This window comes from Pseudomonas sp. FSL W7-0098 (genome assembly GCF_005930585.1).
GTDB lineage: Bacteria > Pseudomonadota > Gammaproteobacteria > Pseudomonadales > Pseudomonadaceae > Aquipseudomonas > Aquipseudomonas bubulae.
Genome location: NZ_RXHW01000010.1, coordinates 33,870 through 56,256 on the forward strand (window position 1 = coordinate 33,870; position 22,387 = coordinate 56,256).

At 59.1% G+C, this 22,387-nt stretch carries 22 protein-coding genes; 16 read left to right on the plus strand and 6 right to left on the minus strand.

Annotation, left to right across the window (positions count from 1 at the left end):
• Positions 1-67 precede the first annotated feature (67 nt).
• Positions 68-925 carry a glycine betaine ABC transporter substrate-binding protein gene (locus FHL07_RS18160; RefSeq protein WP_095019110.1) on the minus strand — a complete coding sequence of 286 codons (858 nt, stop codon included), beginning with the start codon at positions 923-925 and terminating at the stop codon, positions 68-70.
• Positions 926-1,216: 291 nt separating this feature from the next.
• Between FHL07_RS18160 and FHL07_RS18165 the strand changes: the two genes are divergently transcribed.
• A complete protein-coding gene (locus FHL07_RS18165; protein WP_138738757.1) occupies positions 1,217-2,767 on the plus strand; it encodes a glycoside hydrolase family 17 protein in 1,551 nt (516 codons plus the stop codon).
• Between the two features lie 98 nt (positions 2,768-2,865).
• On the opposite strand, the gene FHL07_RS18170 is transcribed toward FHL07_RS18165, so the two are convergent.
• Positions 2,866-3,228, minus strand: coding sequence for a hypothetical protein (locus FHL07_RS18170; protein WP_095002120.1), 363 nt, complete (start codon positions 3,226-3,228; stop codon positions 2,866-2,868).
• Between the two features lie 231 nt (positions 3,229-3,459).
• Here FHL07_RS18170 and FHL07_RS18175 point away from each other — a divergent pair, with 231 nt between their 5' ends.
• Together FHL07_RS18175 and FHL07_RS18180 are read left to right on the plus strand one after the other, a co-directional pair.
• Positions 3,460-4,758, plus strand: a complete 1,299-nt coding sequence (locus tag FHL07_RS18175) for a serine/threonine protein kinase (RefSeq protein WP_095002121.1) — start codon at positions 3,460-3,462, stop codon at positions 4,756-4,758.
• Positions 4,751-5,539: an MlaA family lipoprotein gene (locus tag FHL07_RS18180; RefSeq protein WP_095002122.1), complete on the plus strand. Its 789-nt coding sequence runs from the start codon at positions 4,751-4,753 to the stop codon at positions 5,537-5,539. Before FHL07_RS18175 ends, FHL07_RS18180 begins: the two co-directional genes overlap by 8 nt.
• Positions 5,540-5,643: 104 nt before the next feature.
• Here the strand turns inward: FHL07_RS18180 and FHL07_RS18185 are convergent, their stop codons facing one another.
• Complete coding sequence (locus FHL07_RS18185) at positions 5,644-6,789, minus strand: patatin-like phospholipase family protein (RefSeq protein ID WP_138738758.1); 1,146 nt, start codon at positions 6,787-6,789, stop codon at positions 5,644-5,646.
• A gap of 15 nt (positions 6,790-6,804) precedes the next feature.
• Positions 6,805-7,737 (minus strand): lipid A biosynthesis lauroyl acyltransferase, encoded by a 933-nt coding sequence (locus FHL07_RS18190; RefSeq protein WP_095002124.1) that lies wholly within the window; start codon positions 7,735-7,737, stop codon positions 6,805-6,807.
• Between the two features lie 119 nt (positions 7,738-7,856).
• On the opposite strand from FHL07_RS18190, the gene minC reads away from it, so the two are divergent.
• The 7 genes from minC (at position 7,857) to FHL07_RS18225 (ending at position 14,720) form a co-directional block, all read left to right on the plus strand.
• Positions 7,857-8,597: a septum site-determining protein MinC gene (gene minC / locus FHL07_RS18195; protein ID WP_095002125.1), complete on the plus strand. Its 741-nt coding sequence runs from the start codon at positions 7,857-7,859 to the stop codon at positions 8,595-8,597.
• Between the two features lie 199 nt (positions 8,598-8,796).
• On the plus strand, positions 8,797-9,609 hold the full coding sequence (gene minD / locus FHL07_RS18200; RefSeq protein WP_029611321.1) for a septum site-determining protein MinD: 813 nt from the start codon (positions 8,797-8,799) through the stop codon (positions 9,607-9,609).
• Positions 9,610-9,612: 3 nt separating this feature from the next.
• Positions 9,613-9,867 (plus strand): cell division topological specificity factor MinE, encoded by a 255-nt coding sequence (gene minE / locus FHL07_RS18205; RefSeq protein ID WP_016780154.1) that lies wholly within the window; start codon positions 9,613-9,615, stop codon positions 9,865-9,867.
• 90 nt (positions 9,868-9,957) lie between these two features.
• Positions 9,958-10,593 carry an RluA family pseudouridine synthase gene (locus FHL07_RS18210; RefSeq protein ID WP_095002126.1) on the plus strand — a complete coding sequence of 212 codons (636 nt, stop codon included), beginning with the start codon at positions 9,958-9,960 and terminating at the stop codon, positions 10,591-10,593.
• A 173-nt stretch (positions 10,594-10,766) separates the two neighbouring features.
• On the plus strand, positions 10,767-12,056 hold the full coding sequence (locus FHL07_RS18215) for a M18 family aminopeptidase (protein ID WP_095002127.1): 1,290 nt from the start codon (positions 10,767-10,769) through the stop codon (positions 12,054-12,056).
• Positions 12,057-12,261: 205 nt separating this feature from the next.
• Positions 12,262-12,444, plus strand: a complete 183-nt coding sequence (locus FHL07_RS18220; RefSeq protein ID WP_095002128.1) for a hypothetical protein — start codon at positions 12,262-12,264, stop codon at positions 12,442-12,444.
• A 116-nt stretch (positions 12,445-12,560) separates the two neighbouring features.
• Complete coding sequence (locus FHL07_RS18225; protein ID WP_095002270.1) at positions 12,561-14,720, plus strand: mechanosensitive ion channel domain-containing protein; 2,160 nt, start codon at positions 12,561-12,563, stop codon at positions 14,718-14,720.
• A 110-nt stretch (positions 14,721-14,830) separates the two neighbouring features.
• Here the strand turns inward: FHL07_RS18225 and FHL07_RS18230 are convergent, their stop codons facing one another.
• On the minus strand, positions 14,831-15,550 hold the full coding sequence (locus FHL07_RS18230; RefSeq protein ID WP_095002129.1) for a UTRA domain-containing protein: 720 nt from the start codon (positions 15,548-15,550) through the stop codon (positions 14,831-14,833).
• 346 nt (positions 15,551-15,896) lie between these two features.
• On the opposite strand from FHL07_RS18230, the gene FHL07_RS18235 reads away from it, so the two are divergent.
• The 6 genes from FHL07_RS18235 to FHL07_RS18260 all read left to right on the plus strand — a co-directional run bounded on the left by FHL07_RS18235 (position 15,897) and on the right by FHL07_RS18260 (position 21,210).
• On the plus strand, positions 15,897-16,964 hold the full coding sequence (locus FHL07_RS18235; protein ID WP_095002130.1) for an ABC transporter substrate-binding protein: 1,068 nt from the start codon (positions 15,897-15,899) through the stop codon (positions 16,962-16,964).
• 136 nt (positions 16,965-17,100) lie between these two features.
• Entirely contained in the window at positions 17,101-17,916 is an 816-nt protein-coding gene (locus FHL07_RS18240) for an alkaline phosphatase family protein (RefSeq protein WP_095020262.1), read from the plus strand.
• On the plus strand, positions 17,913-18,749 hold the full coding sequence (locus tag FHL07_RS18245; protein WP_095019107.1) for an ABC transporter permease: 837 nt from the start codon (positions 17,913-17,915) through the stop codon (positions 18,747-18,749). The genes FHL07_RS18240 and FHL07_RS18245 overlap by 4 nt, the downstream gene beginning before the upstream one ends.
• Positions 18,736-19,536 carry an ABC transporter permease gene (locus tag FHL07_RS18250; protein WP_095002133.1) on the plus strand — a complete coding sequence of 267 codons (801 nt, stop codon included), beginning with the start codon at positions 18,736-18,738 and terminating at the stop codon, positions 19,534-19,536. The genes FHL07_RS18245 and FHL07_RS18250 overlap by 14 nt, the downstream gene beginning before the upstream one ends.
• Complete coding sequence (locus FHL07_RS18255) at positions 19,533-20,522, plus strand: ABC transporter ATP-binding protein (RefSeq protein WP_095038534.1); 990 nt, start codon at positions 19,533-19,535, stop codon at positions 20,520-20,522. Before FHL07_RS18250 ends, FHL07_RS18255 begins: the two co-directional genes overlap by 4 nt.
• Positions 20,523-20,556: 34 nt before the next feature.
• Complete coding sequence (locus tag FHL07_RS18260; RefSeq protein WP_095002135.1) at positions 20,557-21,210, plus strand: HAD family hydrolase; 654 nt, start codon at positions 20,557-20,559, stop codon at positions 21,208-21,210.
• A gap of 103 nt (positions 21,211-21,313) precedes the next feature.
• On the opposite strand, the gene FHL07_RS18265 is transcribed toward FHL07_RS18260, so the two are convergent.
• The gene (locus FHL07_RS18265) at positions 21,314-22,276 is read right to left on the minus strand and encodes an NAD(P)H-quinone oxidoreductase (RefSeq protein WP_138738759.1); all 963 of its coding nucleotides are present in this window, start codon (positions 22,274-22,276) and stop codon (positions 21,314-21,316) included.
• Positions 22,277-22,387 lie beyond the last annotated feature (111 nt).

The window sequence follows — 22,387 nt, forward strand, 5'->3', positions numbered from 1 at the left end:
AAAATGCAAAAACCGCCTGGCGAAAACACCAGGCGGTCTTGTGTACTGCGAGCTAGACGCTTCGCGATTATTTATCGGTCCACTGGGCAACACGCTCCGGGTGTTTGGCAACCCACTCTTTGGCCGCCACTTCAGGCTTGGCACCTTCTTGAATGGCCAGCATCACCTCACCAATTTCGTCTTTTGAATTCCAGGAAAACTTCTCCAGAAATGCCGCAACTTCCGGCGCTTTTTTATTCAGCTCCTTGCTGCCGATGCTGTTAACGGTTTCTGCGGCACCATAAACGCCTTTGGGATCTTCAAGAAAACGCAGTTTCCACTTGGCAAACATCCAGTGCGGCACCCAGCCGGTGACGGCAATCGGTTCGTTCTTGGCATAGGCACGCCCAAGCTCCGAGGTCATGGCCGCCCCGGAACTTGCCTGCAACTTGTAACCCTTGAGGTCGTAATCCTTGATGGCCTCATCGGTTTTAAGCATCACACCCGACCCGGCATCGATACCGACAATTTTGTTTTTAAACTCATCGCTGCCCTTCAAGTCAGCAATCGACTGTGCCTTTACATATTCAGGCACGATCAGGCCAATTTTTGCATCTTTGAAGTTGGGCCCGTAATCGACCACCTTGTCCTTGTTCTTGGTCCAATATTCGCCGTGGGTCACCGGCAACCAGGCGGACAACATGGCATCGAGTTTGCCCGTGGCCACCCCCTGCCACATGATGCCGGTGGCTACCGGCATCAATTTCACGTCATAACCCAACTTCTGTTTAATCACCTCTGCTGCGACATGGGTGGTGGCCACGCTGTCGGACCAGCCATCCACATAACCTATATTCAGGGTCGGTTTGTTCTGCGCGCTCGCCAAACCCGCACTCATCGCCAGCACCAAGACTGCTCCTGCGCTCAAAATTCGTCGCATCTTCATCTTTGATTCCCCACAGTGCCGGGCCCGACGAGTGCCGGGCCACTTCAAGATTCCTGCAAGGCTTTACAGCCTCGTATCACTTGCTCCGGATAATCAACCGCGCCTGTTTAGCGTCCTGCTCTGACGACGACCCCCATACAACCAGCAGCGACATGGCGATCACAGCCAAATTGATGCGTGCGGACGCTGGACGGCCTGACTGACAAACATTAGATGTCAAAATCATACACAGGCGCTGCGCCTGCTCAATTGCAGGTAAGATGCGCGGCTTTGCTCCCATACGGCCCGACCATGTCTGCGACTGTCCGCTTCCCCGTGCTGCCTTATCTCCTTGCCTGCCTGCTGGGCGCATTTGCCATTGCCGGCTTCTGGTACGGCCTGGGCCAACCGGTGATATTGCCCGATGCAGCAACACCGACCCATAAACTGCAATGTGCATCCTATACGCCGTTCGATAAGGACCAGTCGCCGTTCGACCAGCCTTTTGTGCCACGGGCAGAGCGTCTGGATGCCGATCTGGCGTTGCTGGCCACGCGCTTTCAATGCATCCGCACCTATTCCCAGGCGGGCCTTGAAACTCTGCCCGAGCTGGCACGCAAACACGGGCTCAAGCTGATGGCAGGCGCCTGGGTCAGCCGCGACCCCGTGGCCACGGAGCAGGAAGTGCAAGCCCTGATCGCTTCAGCCAATGCCAACCCGGATGTGGTCAGCGCAGTGATAGTCGGTAACGAAGCCTTGCTGCGCAAGGAGGTCACTGCCCCGCAGCTGGTCCGGCTGATCGACAAGGTGAAAAGCCAGGTCAAGCAACCGGTGACGTATGCAGACGTTTGGGAGTTCTGGCTGCAACACCCGGAAATTGCCCCGGCCGTGGACTTTCTGACCATCCACCTGCTGCCTTACTGGGAAGATGACCCTGCCGGCATTGACCAGGCGGTACAACATGTAGCGCAGGTTCGCCAGGTATTCGGCAACAAGTTCGCCCCCAAAGATATCCTGATCGGCGAGACCGGCTGGCCGAGCGAAGGTCGCCAGCGGGAAACTGCCCAGCCAAGCCGGGTGAACGAAGCAAAATTCATTCGTGGATTTGTCACTATGGCCGAACAAAACGGCTGGAAGTACAACCTGATCGAAGCCTTCGACCAACCCTGGAAGCGTGGCAGCGAGGGGGCGGTAGGCGGTTACTGGGGTTTGTTTGATGCCGATCGCCAGGACAAGGGTATCCTCGCCGGCCCGGTATCCAACCTGCCGCACTGGCCGGTCTGGCTGGGCTTTGGCGCCGTCCTGTTTGCGGGCACACTGCTGACTGGCGGCCGGGTCCGTACAAAACGCGCCGCTCTGACACTGCCAGCACTGGGTGCGATGGCGGGATGCAGCATCGTGGCATGGGCCGAGCTGGCGTCAGTCACCAGCCGCTTTGCTGGCGAGTGGCTATGGGCTGGCTTGCTGGTTGGCCTGAACCTGATCGTACTGACCCATGGTGCATTGGCCCTGGGCCAGAAAGACGGCTGGCGAGAACGCCTGTTCAACGCACTGGAGCGCCGTGCGGGCTGGTGGCTGGCAGCCGCCGGGTTTGCCGCAGCGGTGATGATGCTTGGGCTGGTGTTTGAACCGCGCTATCGAAGTTTCCCGAGTGCCGCCCTGCTCCTGCCTGCACTGGTTTATCTGCTACGCCCGGTGGGCGGCCCGCGCCGTGAGTTCGGCCTGCTGGCCTTGATCATCGGGGCAGGCATACCGGTGCAGCTGTACCGCGAAGGCCTGCACAATGAACAGGCCTGGATGTGGGCATTGGTCAGCGTACTGATGGTGATGGCGCTGTGGCGCAGTGTGCGCAAGCGCGCATGACACCTTTCTAGTGCAATCCCCCTGTGGGAGCGAGCCTGCTCGCGAAGGCCTCAAAGACCTTTCGCGAGCAGGCTCGCTCCCACAAATGTTTCAAACTCTTACTTCGCGGCCCGCACCAGGCGCAACCCGGCGATCACCACGGCAAACACTGCGAGGCTGGCGTTATACAACGCCAGTGCGGGCAGGCCGAACAGCAGGGCCAGCACCGCCAGTGCGCAGCCGACACGACCACGCACGCAAAAAGCAATAATCGACAGCACCAGCGCGACCCAGCCCAATACCCGGAAATGAATCAACAAGCCCAGGTTTGCCCGCAACTGGCATTCCCAGCGCGCAGCCTCTGCCACACAGGTCCCCACCCACTGCGAGTCCTCCATCAAGCCGTATCGCAGCCCATAACTGGCGAGCAACCATACAGGCAGAGCGATAAGCAGCAAGATCCACGGCAAACGAGGTCGCATAACAAACTCCGATAGGCAAAAACGGCGCCCAGCTTAATCCCCATCTACAGCTATACAAGCCTTGCAATCAGATATCTGTTAACTAAAGTCATTCAGCGTGTATCTTGAGTGACTTTTTGCCTGTTCGGGACTGTTTGGGGAATTATTTAGTGCCATTGAATGGCACTTCAGTACGAGCCCTGTGGTCATAGCCTGCGAAACTTTTGCGCATCTTATTTAGGGATAGCCTCCATGCTCCGTTCTCTGCCCTTCGCTGCCTTACTGGGCGGCCTTATCTTGAGTGCGTCCGCGCAGGCGGTCGATGTCGACCCCGCAACGTATGGCTACCCGATAACCAATCCGTTTGAAGCTACGATCGCCACCACTCCGCCGCAAATGCGCCCGCTGCTGCCCGACGAAGATGATATCAACCAGTCGGACTACACCCTCAACCTGCGCCCTGAACGTGAGCACATACTGCCGGCCAATTTCTGGGCGGTGAAAAAGCTCACTTACCGCATGGCCAAACAGGATCACCCGGCGCCCTTGATGTTCCTGATTGCCGGCACCGGTGCTGCGTACGACAGCAGCCTCAACGAATACCTTAAAAAGCTCTTCTATCAGGAAGGCTATCACGTCGTTCAGCTGTCCTCGCCCACCAGCTATGACTTCATGAGTTCGGCCTCGCGCCTGGCCACGCCCGGCATCAGCCAGTACGACGCCGAGGATTTGTATCATGTGATGCAGGCTGTACGCGCCCAACAGGCCAAATTGCCCGTTACCGACTACTACCTCGCGGGTTATAGTCTGGGTGCGCTGGATGCTGCCTTTGTCAGCCACCTGGATGAAACACGCAAAAGCTTCAACTTCAAAAAAGTGTTGATGCTCAACCCGCCGGTCAATCTCTTTACCTCCATCAGCAACCTCGACAAGCTGGTGCAGACCGAGGTCAAAGGCATCAACAACTCCACCACGTTCTACGAACTGGTGCTGGGCAAGCTGACCCGCTACTTCCAGGATAAAGGCCGGGTCGACCTCAATGCGGCACTGGTGTATGACCTGCAAAACTCCAAGGAGCGCCTGACCAACGAGCAAATGGCCATGCTGATCGGCACGGTGTTTCGTTTCTCGTCAGCCGATATCGTGTTCACCTCGGACCTGATCAACCGCCGTGGCCTGATCACCCCGCCGAACTACCCGATCACCGAAGGCACCAGCCTGACACCTTTCCTCAAGCGTTCGCTGCAGTGTGACTTTGACTGCTACCTGACCGAGCAAGTGATCCCCATGTGGCGCGCCAAGACCGATGGCGGCAGCCTGCTGCAGTTGATCGATCAGGTCAGCCTGTACGCCCTGCAGGATTACCTGAAAAACAGCCCGAAGATTGCCGTCATGCATAACGCCGACGACATCATCCTGGGCCCTGGCGACCTCGGATTCCTGCGTAAAACCTTCGGTAATCGCCTGACGGTTTACCCCTATGGCGGCCATTGCGGCAACATCAATTACCGAGTCAACGCTGACGATATGCTGGAGTTCTTCCGTGGCTAAACAATTATTGCTTCTCGCCGCCCTGCTCGGCGCCGGCTTCGCCCAAGCCGACAACAGCAAAGCTCACACGGAACTGACCCCCGATGTCGACGGGTTTACCCAGCCGTTGAAACTGTTGAAGTTCAATCCGGGCCTGGATCAGCGTGAGTTCGAGCGCGCCACCATGAACGCTCTGAGCATCTATGACCCGCTGGAGCCGATCAACCGCAGGATCTACCATTTCAACTACCGCTTCGACCAGTGGGTGTTCCTCCCGGTGGTCAATGGCTATCGCTATGTCACGCCCAGTTTTTTGCGCACGGGTGTGAGCAACTTCTTCAACAACCTGGGGGATGTACCCAACCTGTTCAACAGCCTGCTGCAGCTCAAGGGCCATCGCTCGATGGAAACCACAGGGCGCTTGTTGCTGAATACGACCATCGGCATCGGCGGGCTGTGGGATCCGGCCACAGCCATGGGCCTGCCCCGTCAAAGTGAAGACTTCGGCCAGACCCTGGGCTTTTATGGCGTACCCGGCGGTGCATACCTGATGCTGCCGATCCTTGGCCCGTCGAACCTGCGCGACACCACGGGCCTGGTGGTCGACTATGGCGTCAACCAGGAGATCAACTTCCTGAACGTGCCGCACGAGAGCACTCGCCATCCCGAGATCTGGGTGCTGGGCGCTGTCGACAAACGCTATACCACCAGCTTCCGTTATGGTCAGTTCGACTCGCCATTCGAATACGACAAGCTGCGTTACATCTACACTGAAGCGCGCAAATTGCAGATTGCCGAGTAAACCTGTAGCCGCTGCAACAGATTGCGATGGGTTGCGCAGCGACCCCGAGGAAGGGCCGGCGGCCCTTATCGCAGCCTGCGGCAGCGGCTACAAAAGCGAGTAGTTCAAACCCGCAAAAACTGGCACAGCGCATCGCGCTTGGCCATCGCATCGCGTCGCCCCAACTCGATCAACTCCCGACAATAACCCGCCTCGAACAGCAGGTAGCTGAGCACCCCTGCACCACTGGTTTTGGTCGCACCGGGGCCACGCAGGAACATGCGCAGCGCGGCCGGCAGCTCATGCCGATGGCGGGCCGCGATTTCGTCTATAGGCTGGCTCGGCGCAATCACCAGCACCTCCACGGGGGACAAACCGAGGTTGTCGGATTGCCTGGGCAGCAGGCGACTGAAGTGATTGAGCCGCTCAAGCAGCTCGATATCGCTTTCCAGGCTGTCGATAAACGTACTGTTGAGCATATGCCCGCCAATTTGCGCCAGCGTCGGTTGTTGAGCGTTGTAGTAGTGCGACTGGTCGGCCTGAAGGTCCGGCCCGCGCGGGTTGCCGCTCACCCCCACCACCAGCACCCGGTTGGCTCCCAGATGCAGCGCCGGACTGATTGGCGCCGACTGCCGCACTGCGCCATCGCCAAAATACTCTTCGCCGATTTTGACCGGGGCAAACAGAAGAGGGATGGCCGAACTGGCCAGCAGATGTTCAACCGTCAAAGCGGTGGGCATGCCGATGCGCCGATGGCGCAACCAGCCATTGATGGTGCCCTTGCCTTGATAAAAGGTCACCGCCTGACTGGAAGAATAGCCAAATGCAGTAACCGCGACAGCCCGTAGGTGATGCCCGGCAATCGCCTGTTCAACACCGGGGAAGTTGATCCGGTCCTGGAGCAGATCGCGCAAGGGCGAACTGTCGAGCAGCGCCACCGGCACATGCGAGCCTAGCCCGAGCAGACTGTGAGCAAAAAAACGCGTGGCCTGGTGCAAAACCCCCGACCAGTCGCTGCGTAGCACGCGCCTGCTTTCAAAGCCCTGCCAGAACAGGGTCAGGTGCTCGACCGCGCGGGTGAAATCCATCGCCCCGCTAGCCAGGCTGACCGCATTGATCGCGCCCGCTGACGTCCCGACAATCACCGGGAACGGGTTGATGGCACCGGCAGGCAGCAACTCGGCAATCGCCGCCAGCACGCCGACTTGATAGGCCGCCCGCGCACCACCACCAGACAGTATCAGGCCCGTCACCGGCGCAACCGCAGTCACGCCAGTGCGGCCGCCTCAGCCGCGTTTGTCGTACAGTTTCGGCTCGCCGGGCGGGCGGGTCTTGAAGCGGCGATGGGCCCACAGATACTGCTCGGGGCATTCACGCACCGCCCGCTCAACCCATTGATTGATTCGCAGGCAATCAGCCTCATCGCTTTCTCCGGGGAAATCCCTCAGTGGCGGATGAATGACCAGCTTGTAACCACTGCCGTCGGCCAGTCTTTGTTGAGTAAAGGGCACAACCTGCGCTTTGCCCAGTTTGGCGAACTTGCTGGTGGCGGTAACGGTGGCCGCCTGGATGCCGAACAAAGGCACAAAGATGCTCTGCTTGGCGCCGTAGTCCTGGTCGGGCGCATACCAGATCGCCCGCCCTGAGCGCAGCAGCTTGAGCATGCCGCGCACGTCATCACGTTCGACAGCCAGCGAATCTACATTGTGCCGCTCACGGCCACGACGCTGGATAAAGTCGAACAGCGGGTTTTTATGTTCGCGGTACATGCCGTCGATGGTGTGTTGCTGACCCAGCAAGGCAGCGCCGATTTCCAGGGTGGTAAAGTGAAATGCCATCAGGATTACCCCCTTGCCTTCAAGCTGAGCCTGCTTCAAGTGCTCCAGCCCCTCGACATGGGCCAGCTTGGCCAGACGCGGTTTTGACCACCACCAGCTCATGGCCATTTCAAAGAAGGCGATACCGGTCGAGGCGAAGTTGTCCTTGAGCAACTGCTTGCGCTCGGCGCGGGTCTTTTCAGGGAAACACAATTCAAGGTTGCGCGTGGCAATACGTCGGCGATCACCGGCCACCCGATACATCAGGGCGCCGAGACCACGGCCGATACACAGTTGTACTTTATAAGGCAGTTGCACGACCAGCCACAGCACGCCGAGACCCAGCCATAGCAGCCAGAAACGCGGATGAAAAAAAGCGGCACGAAAACGCGGGCGATCCATTAATGATTCCGGACAGACACAAGGGTCGGCCATTCTACATCGTTAGACCCGGCTTGCGGCCTGCCGGCGTTCTCGTTATAAGTCTCAGCACTTTAAGTGACAAGTCGCGTTAAGCAACCATGAGCCAAACCGAATCGCTAGACCAAGCCCCCGTGTTCCAGCTTAAGGGCAGTATGCTCGCCATCACGGTGCTGGAACTTGCGCACAACAACCTTGAAGCCCTGGACCGCCAACTGGCCGCCAAAGTGGCCCAGGCCCCGAATTTTTTCAGCAATACCCCGCTGGTACTGGCGCTGGACAAGCTGCCCGCCAGTGAAGGCGCCATCGATTTGCCGGGGCTGATGCGCGTCTGCCGCCAACATGGCCTGCGCACCCTGGCCATTCGCGCCAACCGCATCGAGGACATCGCTGCCGCCATTGCCATCGACCTGCCTGTACTGCCACCCTCCGGCGCCCGTGAGCGGCCGATTGATCCGGTTGAAGTGGTGGTCGAGGCAAAAAAACCGGAAAAACCGCCAGAGCCGGCGATCAAGCCGACCAGGATCATCACCAGCCCGGTACGCGGCGGCCAGACGGTGTATGCCGAAGGCTGTGACCTGGTGGTGATCGCTTCAGTCAGCCCCGGTGCGGAACTTATGGCCGATGGCAACATCCATGTGTACGGGCCTATGCGGGGCCGCGCACTGGCCGGGCACAAGGGCAACACCAAGGCACGGATTTTTTGCCAGCAGCTGAGCGCCGAGCTAGTGTCAATTGCGGGCAAGTACAAGGTATCCGAAGACCTGCGTCGGGATCCTCTGTGGGGAACAGGTGTTCAGATCAGTCTGTCAAGTGACATGTTGAACATCACCCGGCTTTAACGGATACTCTCGCCATTTTCCAAGCATCTCAAAATCGTAGTGAAAACAGACTTTTCCTTGTAGGGACAAGCAATCAGGCAGCGTTTACACAGCGTAAACGCGACTTGAACAATGACCCGCCAAGGCTGTTCACCTGCAGTCGTTCATAGAGATGTTATTCAGGGGCTAAAAAGTCCTTTTTCCTTAGGGGTGAAACACCTTGGCCAAGATTCTAGTGGTTACATCCGGCAAGGGTGGTGTGGGTAAGACCACCACCAGCGCCGCTATCGGTACCGGCCTCGCTCTGCGCGGCCACAAAACAGTGATCGTCGACTTTGACGTCGGTTTGCGTAACCTCGACCTGATCATGGGTTGCGAGCGCCGCGTGGTGTATGACTTCGTCAACGTGGTCAACGGTGAAGCCAACCTGCAGCAGGCGCTGATCAAAGACAAGCGCCTGGAAAACCTCTACGTGCTGGCCGCCAGCCAGACCCGTGACAAGGACGCGCTGACCAAGGAAGGCGTCGAAAAAGTTCTTATGGAGCTTAAGGAAACCTTCGAATACGTGGTCTGCGACTCCCCGGCCGGTATCGAAACCGGTGCCCACCTGGCCATGTACTTCGCTGACGAAGCGGTAGTCGTGACCAACCCGGAAGTGTCCTCGGTACGTGACTCGGACCGCATGCTGGGCCTGCTGGCCAGCAAGTCGCGCCGCGCCGAACTGGGCCAGGATCCGATCAAGGAACACCTGCTGCTGACCCGCTACAACCCTGATCGCGTTTCCAAAGGCGAAATGCTCGGCGTTGAAGACGTCAAAGAGATTCTGGCCGTGGCCCTGCTGGGCGTGATCCCGGAGTCCCAGGCTGTTCTCAAGGCATCCAACCAGGGCGTGCCAGTGATCCTTGACGATCAAAGCGACGCCGGTCAGGCCTACAGCGATGCCGTTGATCGCCTGCTGGGCAAAACCGTGGAGCACCGGTTCCTTGATGTACAGAAGAAGGGATTCTTCGAGCGCCTGTTTGGAGGCAACTAAACAATGAACATTTTTGACTTCTTTCGTACCCGCAAAACGCCAACAACCGCGTCGGTGGCGAAAGAGCGTCTACAGATCATCGTGGCGCACGAGCGTGGCCAACGCAGCACCCCGGACTACCTGCCTGCCCTGCAAAAAGAGCTGGTCGAGGTGATCCGCAAATACGTCAACATCGGCGACGATTCGGTACAGATCGCCCTTGAAAACGAAGGTAGCTGCTCGATTCTGGAACTCAACATCACACTGCCAGATCGTTAATCGATCCGGCGGGCACCACGGCGACCTCGGTGCCTTCCCTGCAGGGGAGGCTCCTTTGTCGCCGTTGGCGTTTTTCAAGAGGCTGTTTTAATGCCGTTGTCCAATATTCACATTATCCATGAGGACGCTGGCGTTCTGGTGGTCAACAAGCCGACCTTGCTGCTTTCGGTGCCGGGCCGGGCCGATGACAACAAGGACTGTTTGATTACCCGCCTGCAAGAAAACGGCTACCCCGAGGCGCGCATTGTCCACCGTCTGGATTGGGAAACGTCCGGTATTATTTTGCTGGCGCGGGACGCTGACACTCACCGTGAGCTTTCCCGCCAGTTTCACGACCGCGAAACCGAAAAGGCCTACACCGCACTAGCCTGGGGCCAGCCCGAGCTGGACAGCGGCAGCATCGATCTGCCCCTGCGCTACGACCCGCCGACCAAACCCCGGCACGTGGTTGACCATGAATTCGGTAAAAACGCACTGACCTTCTGGAAGATCCTGGAGCGGTGTGGCGATTACTGCCGCGTTGAGCTGACACCGATTACCGGCCGTTCGCACCAGTTGCGCGTGCACATGCTGTCAATCGGCCACCCGCTGCTCGGTGATGGCCTGTATGCGCACCCGCAAGCCCTGGCCGCATGGCCGCGTTTGTGCCTGCACGCGAGCATGCTGAGCTTCACCCACCCGCAAACCGGTGAACGCCTGCGCTTTGAGTGCCCGGCACCGTTCTAAATACCTACCACCCCTTGTGGGAGCGGGCTTGCTCGCGATACAGGCGACGCGGTTTTGCAGGAACATCGCACTGATGCCATCGCGAGCAAGCCCGCTCCCACAAGAGCTGCATTAGAGAGCCAAATCTTGCGATCAATGCGCTAAACTCGCGGCCTTGCTGTCTGGAGTAACTTATGCGCGAAGAGTTGAACCAAGGCCTGATCGACTTCCTCAAGGCCTCCCCTACCCCCTTTCATGCCACTGCCAGTCTTGTTCAGCGCCTTGAGGCCGCCGGCTACCAGCGCCTCGACGAGCGCGAAACCTGGTTCACCGAAGCCAATGGCCGCTATTACGTCACCCGTAATGACTCTTCCATCGTCGCCTTCAAGCTGGGTCGCCATTCGCCCCTGCACGGCGGTATCCGCATGGTTGGCGCCCACACAGACAGCCCCTGCCTGCGGGTTAAGCCACAACCCGAACTGCAACGCCAGGGCTTCTGGCAATTGGGCGTCGAGGTCTACGGCGGTGCATTGCTCGCGCCCTGGTTCGACCGTGACTTGTCCCTGGCCGGGCGCGTCACTTTCCGCCGCGATGGCCAGGTCGAAAGCCAGCTGATCGATTTCAAGGCGCCGATTGCGACGATCCCCAACCTGGCGATCCACCTCAACCGTACTGCCAACGAAGGTTGGGCGATCAACCCGCAGACCGAACTGCCGCCGATCCTGGCCCAGGTGGCCGGTGATGAGCGCGTTGACTTCCGCGCGTTGCTCACCGACCAGTTGGCCCGCGAGCACGGCCTCAATGCCGACGTGGTGCTGGACTACGAGCTGAGTTTCTACGACACCCAAAGCGCTGCGGTGATCGGCCTCAACGGCGACTTTATCGCCGGTGCGCGCCTGGATAACCTGCTGTCCTGCTACGCAGGCCTGCAAGCCCTGCTCACCACCGAGACCGAAGAAACCTGTCTGTTCGTGGCCAACGACCACGAAGAAGTCGGCTCGTGCTCGGCCTGCGGCGCCGATGGCCCGATGCTGGAGCAAATCCTGCAGCGCCTGTTGCCTGAGGGCGACGAGTACGTACGCACGATCCAGAAATCTCTGCTGGTCTCGGCAGACAACGCCCACGGCGTTCACCCCAACTATGCTGACAAGCACGATGCCAATCACGGGCCCAAGCTCAATGCCGGGCCGGTGATCAAGGTCAATAGCAACCAGCGCTACGCCACCAACAGCGAAACCGCCGGATTCTTCCGCCACCTGTGCATGGCCGTGGAAGTCCCGGTGCAAAGTTTTGTGGTGCGCAGCGACATGGGTTGCGGTTCGACCATTGGCCCGATCACTGCCAGCCACCTGGGCGTGCGCACCGTGGATATCGGCCTGCCGACCTTCGCCATGCACTCGATCCGCGAACTGGCCGGCAGCCATGACCTGGCTCACCTGGTCAAAGTGCTGAGCGCGTTCTACGCCAGCAACCAGTTGCCGTAAGGCATATTCCTTGAAGCCGCTGCCGCAGGCTGCGATAAGGGCCGCAGGACCTTCGATAAAGCAGGGTCGCTGCGCAACCCGTCGCAGACTGCGGCAGCGGCTTCAAGGTTCTGCGTCTGGCTGATTCATTTTTGATACACATCACCACACATCTGCGCAAACCGACCTAGACTTGGGGCACTCACTTGCACAGGTCCCTCTCACCATGTTTGAAACCACTGCCTTCCACTCCATGATGATTCCAATTATCTGCGGCATGCTGCTGCTGACCATTGGCTTCAACTTTCGCGAACGCAGTAGTGGCATCGGCGTGCTGATGATCTGGGCTGGCATGCTGCTGATATTCGGCACCATCATCTTCAAAATCCTCGCCAAACTGAATGAATAGCCCCGACATTTTCCCGCCCCGGGCCCGCGATCATTTATTTATGTGACAAGAAATGAATGATCACGGGGCCTAGCGTACACTCGGCCAATTCGCTCCCCCTCGAGGTTGATCGCCCAGTGTTTTCCCGTCTTGTCGCCCTGCCCTGTTTCCTGCTGGTTTGCCTGCTGACGCTCTTGCCCATGACCTCTGCGCAGGCCGTCGGTTTGCCGGGCATGCTGGGCAGTTCGGACAAAACCCAGGCACAACCTACCGAGCCACTGGGCCAATCGCTGGACGAGGTGATCAAGAACCTCGAAAACGATCAGCAGCGCAGCAAGCTGTTGGCCGACCTGAAAAAACTTCGCGATGCCACCAAAAAAGCCCAGCCCGAAGCCGAGATAGGCGTTCTGGGGTTGATCGGCAGCACCCTGGCTGATCTCGAAAAGCAGTTTTCCGGCGATGACAGTCCAACCTATCGCTGGACCAAGGAAATCTCCCAAGCCAAGGAAGAACTTTCTGCATTGATGCTGCCAGCCAATGAATGGCTGCCGATCATTTTTGGCTTTGCCCTGGTCATCATGATCTGGAGCCTGCTGGCCGCCCTGCTGATCTGGGTCAGCCACCGGGTGCGATTGCGATTTGGCCTGAGCGAGGAATTGCCGCAACACCCCAAGGCCGTCGACATGCTGCGCTTTGCCTTGCGCAAGCTGGGGCCGTGGATGGTCGCGCTGATGATCACGGTGTACATGAGTTACTCCCTGCCGTCTTCGCTGGGCAAGGACCTGGCAATGGTGCTGGCGTACGCGCTGGTTATCGGCACCTGTTTCTCTGCCATCTGCGTGATCCTTTTCTCGCTCCTCGATGGCCCCCACCGGCACCGCGCCTTGCATATCCTGCGGCACCAGGCATTTCGCCCGCTGTGGTGGATCGGCAGCTTCGCAGCCTTTGGCGAAGCCCTGAGCGATCCGCGACTGGTGGCCACCCTGGGCGTGCACTTGGCGCATACCGCGGCGACCTTTGCCAATGTGATGGCGGCGCTGTCCACCGGCCTGTTTATCATCCGTTTCCGCCGCCCTATCGCCCACTTGATCCGCAATCAACCCCTGTCGCGCCGCCTGACCCGTCGCGCCCTGAGCGACAGCATCGAGATCCTCGGCACTTACTGGTATGTCGCGGCGCTGATTCTGGTGGGCATCTCGCTGGCGGCCACGTTTATCTCGGCAGGCGACACCAGCACCGCGCTGCGCCAGTCGCTGATCTGTACCGTGCTGGTGGTGTTGTGCATGGTGATCAACGGGCTGGTGCGCCGACATGCGCAAAAGCCGCAACGTGGCCACAAGCGCCATGCGCTGTATTCCGAGCGCCTGAAAAGTTTCGTCTACACCCTGGCCCACCTGATTGTGTGGCTGGTGTTTATCGAGCTGGGGCTGCGGGTGTGGGGTATGTCGCTGATCGGCTTTACCGAGGGTGAGGGTCACGAGATCAGCGTCAAGCTGTTCGGCCTTGGCGGTACGCTGCTGTTTGCCTGGCTGATCTGGATTCTCGCCGACACCGCCATCCACCATGCCCTGACCCGCTCGCGCAAGGGGCTGGCCAATGCCCGCGCGCAAACCATGATGCCGCTGATTCGCAACATCCTGTTTGCCGCGATCTTCATCATTGCGCTGATCGTCGCCCTGGCCAATATGGGCATGAACGTCACCCCCCTGCTTGCGGGTGCCGGCGTAATCGGTCTGGCCATCGGTTTTGGTGCTCAGTCACTGGTTGCCGACCTGATCACGGGCCTGTTTATCATCATCGAAGATTCCCTGGCCATCGACGACTACGTCGATGTCGGCGGGCATCTGGGCACGGTTGAAGGGCTGACCATTCGTACCGTGCGCCTGCGCGATATCGACGGCATCGTGCATACCATCCCGTTCAGTGAAATCAAAAGCATCAAGAACTACTCCCGGGAATTTGGCTACGCCATCTTCCGCGTCGCCATCCCCTACAACATGGAAATCGACGACGCCATCAAGCTGATGCGTGAAGTCGGGCAAAAGATGCGTACCGACCCGCTGCAGCGGCGCAATATCTGGTCGCCGCTGGAGATTCAGGGGGTCGAGAGTTTCGAGTCCGGCAGCGCCATTTTGCGTGCCCGTTTCAAGACAGCACCGATCAAGCAATGGGAAGTGTCGCGGGCGTTCAATCTGTCGCTCAAACGTCATCTGGACGAAGCCGGGCTTGACCTCGCCACCCCGCGCTTGAGCGTGCAAGTGGTGACGGCGGGCAGCGGTATCCTGCAAAAGGATTGAGCCAATAACTTGTGGGAGCGAGCCTGCTCGCGATGATATCGGCCAGGTTCTCCTGACAGACCGCGCAGTATGCATCGCGAGCAGGCTCGCTCCCACAAAAGCAGGTTTGTTCAACGCTCCTGCACATCCACCCCGACATGAATCGCATCATGTCGCCAATACTCCAGATCACAGTCGATCAGCCGTTCGTGCTGGTCGTAATTGACCCGCGCAATGCGCAAACCCGGGCTGCCGGTTGATACCTTGAGCGTCGCTGCAGCCTCTACCGGCAGCGCCGTAGGCACAATCTCAAAACGCACCCGGCCGTAATGCAAATCGTAATGCCGGGCGTACAGTTCGGTAATCGACTGCGTCAGATCAAGGTCAAGGATCTGCGGGAAGTACTGCGGGTTCAGGTAGTGCTCCACATACAGCACCAGCCGCCCGTCAATCCGCCGGCCCCGGCAGATCTGGATCACGCTGGATAACGCCGGCAACTGCAAGCGCTCACACACCGCAGCCGTGGCCGGCAGCAGGCGCGCCGATATCACCTCGGTGGTTGGCACTCGCCCCTGGGCCGTGACCATGGCATGAAAGTGGCTGCGCTGCATCAGGTTGTACGCCAGACGCGGCGGCGAAATAAACCAGCCGCGCCGCTCCTCCCGATACACCAGCCCCAGGGATTCAAGCTGTAACAACGCTTCGCGCACGGTGACGCGGGTGGTGGCGAATAACTCGCTGAGTTTGCGCTCGGCCGGCAGCTGACTGCCTCCCGCCAGTAGACCGTGCTCAATCTGCTCTTGCAGCGTGCGACTTATCGCTGTTACCGCCTTGGGTGCACCTTCTCGCATCAACGTTACCTGGCTGGACTAGTCCAGCACCAAAAGTGGGCAAACATGGCCGTCAAACGGTCACTCCCTGAACCTGTCAGCCTAGGCAGAACATATGACTGTTCGATGACAAGAGGGCGTTCATATACCCGTCAAAATGCGCCAAACCCCTTGCCAGCCGGGGCCTTCCCGATGGTCTACGCTTAGCCGGAACACACACGCTGGCTGGCGATATGCCTTGCACAACCAATGCCGACATTAAAGTGTCATCTGCCGGGCTTAAATTGGCTCAGGTATTGCTGACCTAGACCAACCCACCGCAAAAGAGCAATAAAACCCAGCGTTGAAAACGCCCAAGGAGCTTCGGATGAAACAGTTTTTCCTCGCATCACTGTTAGGTTCAAGCATTGCCCTGTGCACATCGGCCATGGCCGCCGATGTCGATTTAAAAGCCCTGGAAGCCGCAGCAAAGGCTGAAGGCACGGTCAACAGCGTCGGCATGCCCGATGACTGGGCCAACTGGAAAGGCACTTGGGCCGATCTGAACAAGCTCTACGGCCTCAAGCACATCGACACTGATATGAGTTCGGCCCAGGAAGTGGCCAAGTTTGCCGCGGAAAAAGACAACGCCAGTGCCGACATCGGTGACGTGGGCGCCGCCTTTGGCCCCATTGCCGTGGCCAAAGGCGTAACCCAGCCGTACAAGCCAACCACCTGGGAACAGATCCCGGACTGGGCCAAGGATAAAGACGGCAACTGGGCCCTGGCCTACACCGGCACCATTGCGTTTATCGTCAACAAGAAACTGCTGCACGGCTCTGAAGTGCCGACCAAATGGGCTGACCTGAAGTCGGGTAAATACAAGGTCTCGATCGGTGATGTCAGCACCGCGGCCCAGGCCACCAATGGCGTGCTGGCTGCAGCCATTGCCAATGGCGGCGATGAAAAGAACGTGCAACCGGCCCTGTTGATGTTTGCCGACATCGCCAAGCAAGGTCGCCTGTCACTGGCCAACCCGACCATCGCCACGATGGAGAAAGGTGAAGTGGAAGTCGGCGTGGTCTGGGATTTCAACGGCTTGAGCTACAAAGCCAAAATGGCCAACCCGGATGACTATGTGGTGCTGATCCCGTCCGACGGTTCGGTGATCTCGGGCTACACCACCATCATCAACAAATACGCCAAACACCCGAACGCCGCCAAGCTGACTCGCGAATTCATCTTCAGCGATGCCGGGCAAACCAACCTGGCGCGGGGCAATGCACGGCCGATTCGTGCCGAGCACCTGAAGCTGCCGGCTGACGTGCAGGCCAAGCTGCTGTCCAACGACCAGTACAAAAATGTCACCCCGATCAAAGACGCCGACGCCTGGGAAAAGACCTCCAAGGCCTTGCCGCAGCTGTGGCAGGAAGAAGTCATCATCAATATGCAGTAACCCTGCGCCTTGATCTGCGTGGGAGCGGGCTTGCTCGCGATGCCATCGACTCGATCCATCTGATGTGCCGGGTTGTACCCATCGCGAGCAAGCCCGCTCCAACAACAGCTTTTGCGCTGCGCCAGCGGAGTCTTACATGAAACACAACGTCATTCTGGTAGTGCTCGACGGCTTGAACTTTGAGGTCGCCCGCCTTGCCATGGGCCATTTGCAGGCCTATGTCAGTGCAGAACGGGCCGCACTGTACAAACTCACCTGCGAGTTGCCAGCCCTGTCGCGCCCGCTCTACGAGTGCATCCTCACCGGCGTGCCGCCGATTGAAAGCGGCATTGTCCACAATAATGTCTCGCGCCTGTCCAACCAGCGCAGCGTGTTCCATTACGCTCGTGATGCCGGATTGATCACAGCGGCAGCGGCCTATCACTGGGTCAGTGAGCTCTATAACCGCTCGCCATTCGTGATTGCCCGGGATCGCCATACCCTGGCTGGGGACTTGCCAATCCAATACGGGCATTTCTACTGGAGTGATCATTACCCTGACTCCCACCTGTTCGCCGACGCAGAAAGCCTGCGGTTGGCGCACAAGCCGAATTTTTTACTGGTCCACCCCATGAATATCGACGATGCCGGACACAAACACGGCCTCGATACCGCGCAATACCGCAACAGTGCGCGTTCGGCCGACATTATCCTGGCCGACTATCTGCAAGGCTGGCTGCAGGCCGGCTACCAAGTACTGGTCACTGCTGACCACGGCATGAACAACGATCGCTCCCATAACGGCTTGCTGCCCGAAGAGCGTGAAGTGCCACTGTTTGTGCTGGGCGATGCGTTCAGCCTGAACCCGGATGTCATGCCAAAACAGCTCGAGTTGTGCGGCACGATCTGCGAGTTGCTTGGCGTAGCTCACGACAAACCGCTGTGCCGCGAGCTGCTGAGGCCCGCGCCATGACCCGGGGCAAATGGCTTGCAGTTCTGTGCCTGGTGCCCTTCGCGGTATTTTTTATCGTGTTTCAGATCGCCCCGCTGGTGTGGGTGCTGATCCACAGTGTGCAATCGGAAGAAAGTGGCTGGGGCCTGGCCAACTTCATCAAGATCTTCAACTCCAAATTCTATCTGCAGGCCATCCAACACAGCCTGGAGATCAGTTTCTGGTCCAGCCTGTTCGGCATCATCATTGCCATACTGGGCAGCTATTCGCTGCGCAAGGTGGATTCGCGGCTGCGCAATTTCGTCAACGCATTCGCCAACATGACCAGCAACTTCTCCGGTGTGCCGCTGGCCTTCGCATTCATCATTTTGCTGGGCTTTAACGGCAGTATCACGATCATGCTCAAACAGGCAGGGATCATCGAGGATTTCAACCTCTACTCGAAAACCGGCCTGATCATCCTGTACACCTACTTCCAGATCCCCCTCGGCGTGCTGCTGCTTTACCCTGCCTTCGATGCCCTGCGCGAGGACTGGCGCGAATCGGCCTCCCTGCTGGGCGCCAACAGCTGGCAGTTCTGGCGGTTTATCGGCCTGCCGGTACTGACCCCGGCACTGCTCGGCACCTTCGTTATCCTGCTGGCCAACGCCCTGGGGGCCTATGCCACGGTGTATGCCTTGACCACCGGCAACTTCAACGTGCTGCCCATTCGCATTGCCGCGATGGTGTCAGGAGATATCAGCCTGGATCCGAACATGGCCAGCGCCCTGGCGGTGATCCTGGTGGGGCTGATGACCCTGGTAACCCTGGTGCATCAGTGGCTGTTAAAGAGGAGCTACCATGTCGCGCGCTGAAACCACTTCCGCCAGCCTGTACCACCGCAGTGTGGTCTGGCTGCTGTTTCTGATTTTGTTGCTACCGCTGCTGGGCACGTTTATCTACTCCATCGCCAGCAGTTGGTCAGCCACGGTGTTGCCCAGCGGCTTTACCTTCAAGTGGTATGACCAGCTGTGGAGCGACCCGCGCTTCCTCAAGGCCTTCGGCCAGTCGCTGCTGGTCTGCGTCGCGGCGCTGGTGCTGTCCGTAGTGCTGATCCTGCCGCTGCTGTTTGTGGTGCATTACCACTTCCCCAAGCTGGATGCGCTGATGAACATCCTGATCCTGCTGCCCTTCGCCGTGCCGCCGGTGGTGTCATCGGTAGGCTTGCTGCAACTTTATGGTTCCGGCCCGCTGCAAATGGTCGGTACGCCGTGGATCCTGATCGGCTGTTATTTCACCGTCGCACTGCCGTTCATGTACCGCGCGATCACCAACAACTTGCAGGCGATCAACCTGCGCGACTTGATGGACGCGGCCCAACTGCTGGGTGCCAGCACCTGGCAGGCGGCATTTTTGGTGGTGCTGCCCAATTTGCGTAAAGGCCTGATGGTAGCCCTGCTGCTGTCATTCTCGTTCCTGTTTGGCGAGTTTGTGTTCGCCAATATCCTGGTCGGCACCCGCTACGAGACCTTGCAGGTATTCCTGAACAATATGCGCAACAGCAGCGGCCACTTCACCAGCGCGCTGGTCATATCCTATTTCCTCTTTGTACTGGTGCTGACCTGGGTTGCCACCTTCCTGAACAAGGACAAAAGCCAATGAGCTTCGTCAGCGTTGAACACCTGCAAAAATCCTATTCCGGCACCCCGGTATTCAGTGATATCAACTGCAGCATCGCCAAGGGTGAATTCGTCACCCTGCTCGGCCCGTCCGGTTGCGGCAAGTCCACGCTGCTGCGTTGTATCGCCGGGTTGACGCCGGTAGATGGCGGCAAGATCCTGCTCGATGGCCAGGACATCGTGCCAGTGAGCCCGCAAAAGCGTGGCATCGGTATGGTGTTTCAGAGTTATGCGCTGTTCCCCAACATGACTGTCGAACAGAACGTGGCCTTCGGCCTGCGCATGCAGAAGGTCAAGGCCGATGACAGCCACAAACGCGTGGCCGAAGCCTTGCAACTGGTGGAGTTGAATGACTTCGCCAAGCGCTATCCGCACCAGTTGTCCGGTGGTCAGTGCCAACGTGTGGCCCTGGCCCGCTCACTGGTGACGCGTCCGCGCCTGCTGCTGCTGGATGAGCCGCTGTCGGCGCTGGATGCGCGAATTCGCAAGCACTTGCGCGAGCAGATCCGCACCATCCAGCGCGAGCTGGGCCTGACCACTATCTTCGTGACCCACGATCAGGAAGAAGCACTGGTGATGAGCGACCGCATTTTCCTGATGAACAAGGGTCATATCGTGCAGAGCGGCAATGCTCAGACCCTCTATGCAGCCCCGGCAGATGCCTTCGCCGCAGGTTTTATCGGCAACTACAACCTGCTGGACGCGCAAACTGCCAGCCGCCTGTTGCAGCGCCCGGTCAGCAGCCGCATCGCCATTCGCCCGGAAACCCTGGGGTTGAGTGTGCAGGGTAAACCCGACGGGGTCATTCTGAGTCATAGCCTGCTGGGAAACGTGATCCGCTATCGCGTCGAGGTGCGTGGCGTGCAATTGATCGTCGACGTACTCAACCGTGCGCCGGGCGATTTGTACCCGGACGGCCAAGCCGTTGCGCTATCCATCGATTCGAGCACCCTTTGTGAGGTAGCCTGATGTTCCTGAATTCACTGAAGAGAGAGTTGCGCTGATGGCCCTGGCAATTTTTGATCTGGACGAAACCCTGATTCATGGCGACTGCGCCACCCTCTGGAGCGAGCAGATGGGCCGCCTGGGCTGGGTCGACCCGGTGTCGTTCATGCAGCGCAACAACGAACTGATGGCCGCCTACAGCCGGGGCGAGCTGGCCATGGAAGACTATATGGCTTTCAGCCTGGAGCCGCTGATCGGCCGCAGCCCCGAAGAAGTCGCGCACCTGGTCGAGCCCTGGGTTGAGGACTATATCGAACCGATCATCTTCAGTGACGCAACCAGAACCATTGCCGCGCACCGCAAGGCGGGCGACCGGATCCTGGTCATTTCGGCCTCGGGCACCCACCTGGTCAAACCCATTGCCGAGCGCCTGGGTATCGATGAAGTGCTGGGCATTGAGCTGGAAGTGGCTCACGGCTTTTATACCGGGCACACGGTGGGCACTTTGACTTACCGCGAAGGCAAGATTACGCGCCTGCTGGAGTGGCTGGATGAGCAGGAAGAAAACCTGGAAGGCGCGAGCTTTTACTCCGATTCGCGCAACGACTTGCCGCTGCTGCTCAAGGTCGATCACCCCCATGTGGTAAACCCGGACCCGGTGCTGCGCGAACAGGCTGAAAAGGCCGGGTGGCCGATTCATCACTGGAAATGACCCCCTGAAACTGTGGGAGCGGGCTTGCTCGCGATGGCATCACCGCGATTTGCCTGCCAGACCCTATCGCCTGTATCGCAGGCAAGCCAGCTCCCACAGAGGATCAGGTTAAGCTGCTGTCGATCACCAGCACCAGCTTGCCCGACACCTGGTTGCTGGCCAGTTCGGCAAACGCTGCCTGCGCGTCCTCAATCGGGAAGGTCTTGGCCAGTTGCGGACTCAGGCGGCCTTCGGTAAACAATGGCCATACCTGCTGCCCCAGATCACTGAGCAAATCCGCCTTGAACTGATCGCTGCGGCTGCGCAGGGTCGAGCCCAGCAACTGAATACGCTTGCCCAGGACCAGCGCCAGATCCAGCTCGGCCTTGCGCCCGCCCATCAGGCCAATCAACACCCAGCGCCCGTCCTGGGCCAGCAGTTTGAGGTTGGATTCGGCATAGTTGGCCCCCACAGGGTCCAGCACCACGTCGAAAGGCCCCAGCGCCTTGAGACTGTCCAGCCCCTCGGTACGCACCACGCCACCCTGGACACCCAGCGCCTGGCAGTAAGCCAGGCGCTCGGCCGAGCCCACGCTCACCCAGCACGGGCTACCAAAGGCTTTGCACAGCTGAATGGCCGCTGAACCAACACCACTTGCCCCCGCGTGCAGCAATACTTTTTCGCCCGGCTTGAGCGCGGCCAGTTGAAACAGGTTCAGCCATGCCGTGCTGTACACCTCGGGCAATGCCGCAGCCTCCAGCAGCGACAAACCTTCAGGCACCGGCAGTGCATGACGGGCATCAACCACCACTTCCTCGGCCATGCCACCCCCGGCCAGCAAGGCACAGACGCGATCACCCACTTGCCAGGACGACCCTGGCCCTACTTCGCTGACCACACCTGAACACTCCAGGCCCAATACCTCACTGGCCCCCGGCGGCGGCGGATACAAGCCGGCGCTTTGCAACAGGTCTGCCCGATTGAGCCCGGCGGCGGCTACACGAATACGGATTTGCCCTACATCACAGGTGGGGCTTGGCTCTTCAACCCACTTCACTTGACCTTCAACGCCTTGCAATGCTTTCACAGTGCCTCCATAGTGAGTCTGGACTGAGCCCGGAGCTGTTGCACCGGGCTTTTTGCATTATGCGACCGGTCCTTGATGGAACCGGCGACTTCAAAGACGGCCTAATATGCG

Excerpts from the sequence above, each read along its gene's own strand:
- FHL07_RS18160 (WP_095019110.1), bottom strand. The coding sequence starts at position 925 with ATGAAGATGCGACGAATTTTGAGCGCAGGAGCAGTCTTGGTGCTGGCG.
- FHL07_RS18165 (WP_138738757.1), top strand. The coding sequence starts at position 1,217 with ATGTCTGCGACTGTCCGCTTCCCCGTGCTGCCTTATCTCCTTGCCTGC.
- FHL07_RS18170 (WP_095002120.1), bottom strand. The coding sequence starts at position 3,228 with ATGCGACCTCGTTTGCCGTGGATCTTGCTGCTTATCGCTCTGCCTGTA.
- FHL07_RS18175 (WP_095002121.1), top strand. The coding sequence starts at position 3,460 with ATGCTCCGTTCTCTGCCCTTCGCTGCCTTACTGGGCGGCCTTATCTTG.
- FHL07_RS18190 (WP_095002124.1), bottom strand. The coding sequence starts at position 7,737 with ATGGATCGCCCGCGTTTTCGTGCCGCTTTTTTTCATCCGCGTTTCTGG.
- minC (WP_095002125.1), top strand. The coding sequence starts at position 7,857 with ATGAGCCAAACCGAATCGCTAGACCAAGCCCCCGTGTTCCAGCTTAAG.
- minE (WP_016780154.1), top strand. The coding sequence starts at position 9,613 with ATGAACATTTTTGACTTCTTTCGTACCCGCAAAACGCCAACAACCGCG.
- FHL07_RS18210 (WP_095002126.1), top strand. The coding sequence starts at position 9,958 with ATGCCGTTGTCCAATATTCACATTATCCATGAGGACGCTGGCGTTCTG.
- FHL07_RS18215 (WP_095002127.1), top strand. The coding sequence starts at position 10,767 with ATGCGCGAAGAGTTGAACCAAGGCCTGATCGACTTCCTCAAGGCCTCC.
- FHL07_RS18220 (WP_095002128.1), top strand. The coding sequence starts at position 12,262 with ATGTTTGAAACCACTGCCTTCCACTCCATGATGATTCCAATTATCTGC.
- FHL07_RS18230 (WP_095002129.1), bottom strand. The coding sequence starts at position 15,550 with ATGCGAGAAGGTGCACCCAAGGCGGTAACAGCGATAAGTCGCACGCTG.
- FHL07_RS18235 (WP_095002130.1), top strand. The coding sequence starts at position 15,897 with ATGAAACAGTTTTTCCTCGCATCACTGTTAGGTTCAAGCATTGCCCTG.
- FHL07_RS18240 (WP_095020262.1), top strand. The coding sequence starts at position 17,101 with ATGAAACACAACGTCATTCTGGTAGTGCTCGACGGCTTGAACTTTGAG.
- FHL07_RS18245 (WP_095019107.1), top strand. The coding sequence starts at position 17,913 with ATGACCCGGGGCAAATGGCTTGCAGTTCTGTGCCTGGTGCCCTTCGCG.
- FHL07_RS18250 (WP_095002133.1), top strand. The coding sequence starts at position 18,736 with ATGTCGCGCGCTGAAACCACTTCCGCCAGCCTGTACCACCGCAGTGTG.
- FHL07_RS18255 (WP_095038534.1), top strand. The coding sequence starts at position 19,533 with ATGAGCTTCGTCAGCGTTGAACACCTGCAAAAATCCTATTCCGGCACC.
- FHL07_RS18260 (WP_095002135.1), top strand. The coding sequence starts at position 20,557 with ATGGCCCTGGCAATTTTTGATCTGGACGAAACCCTGATTCATGGCGAC.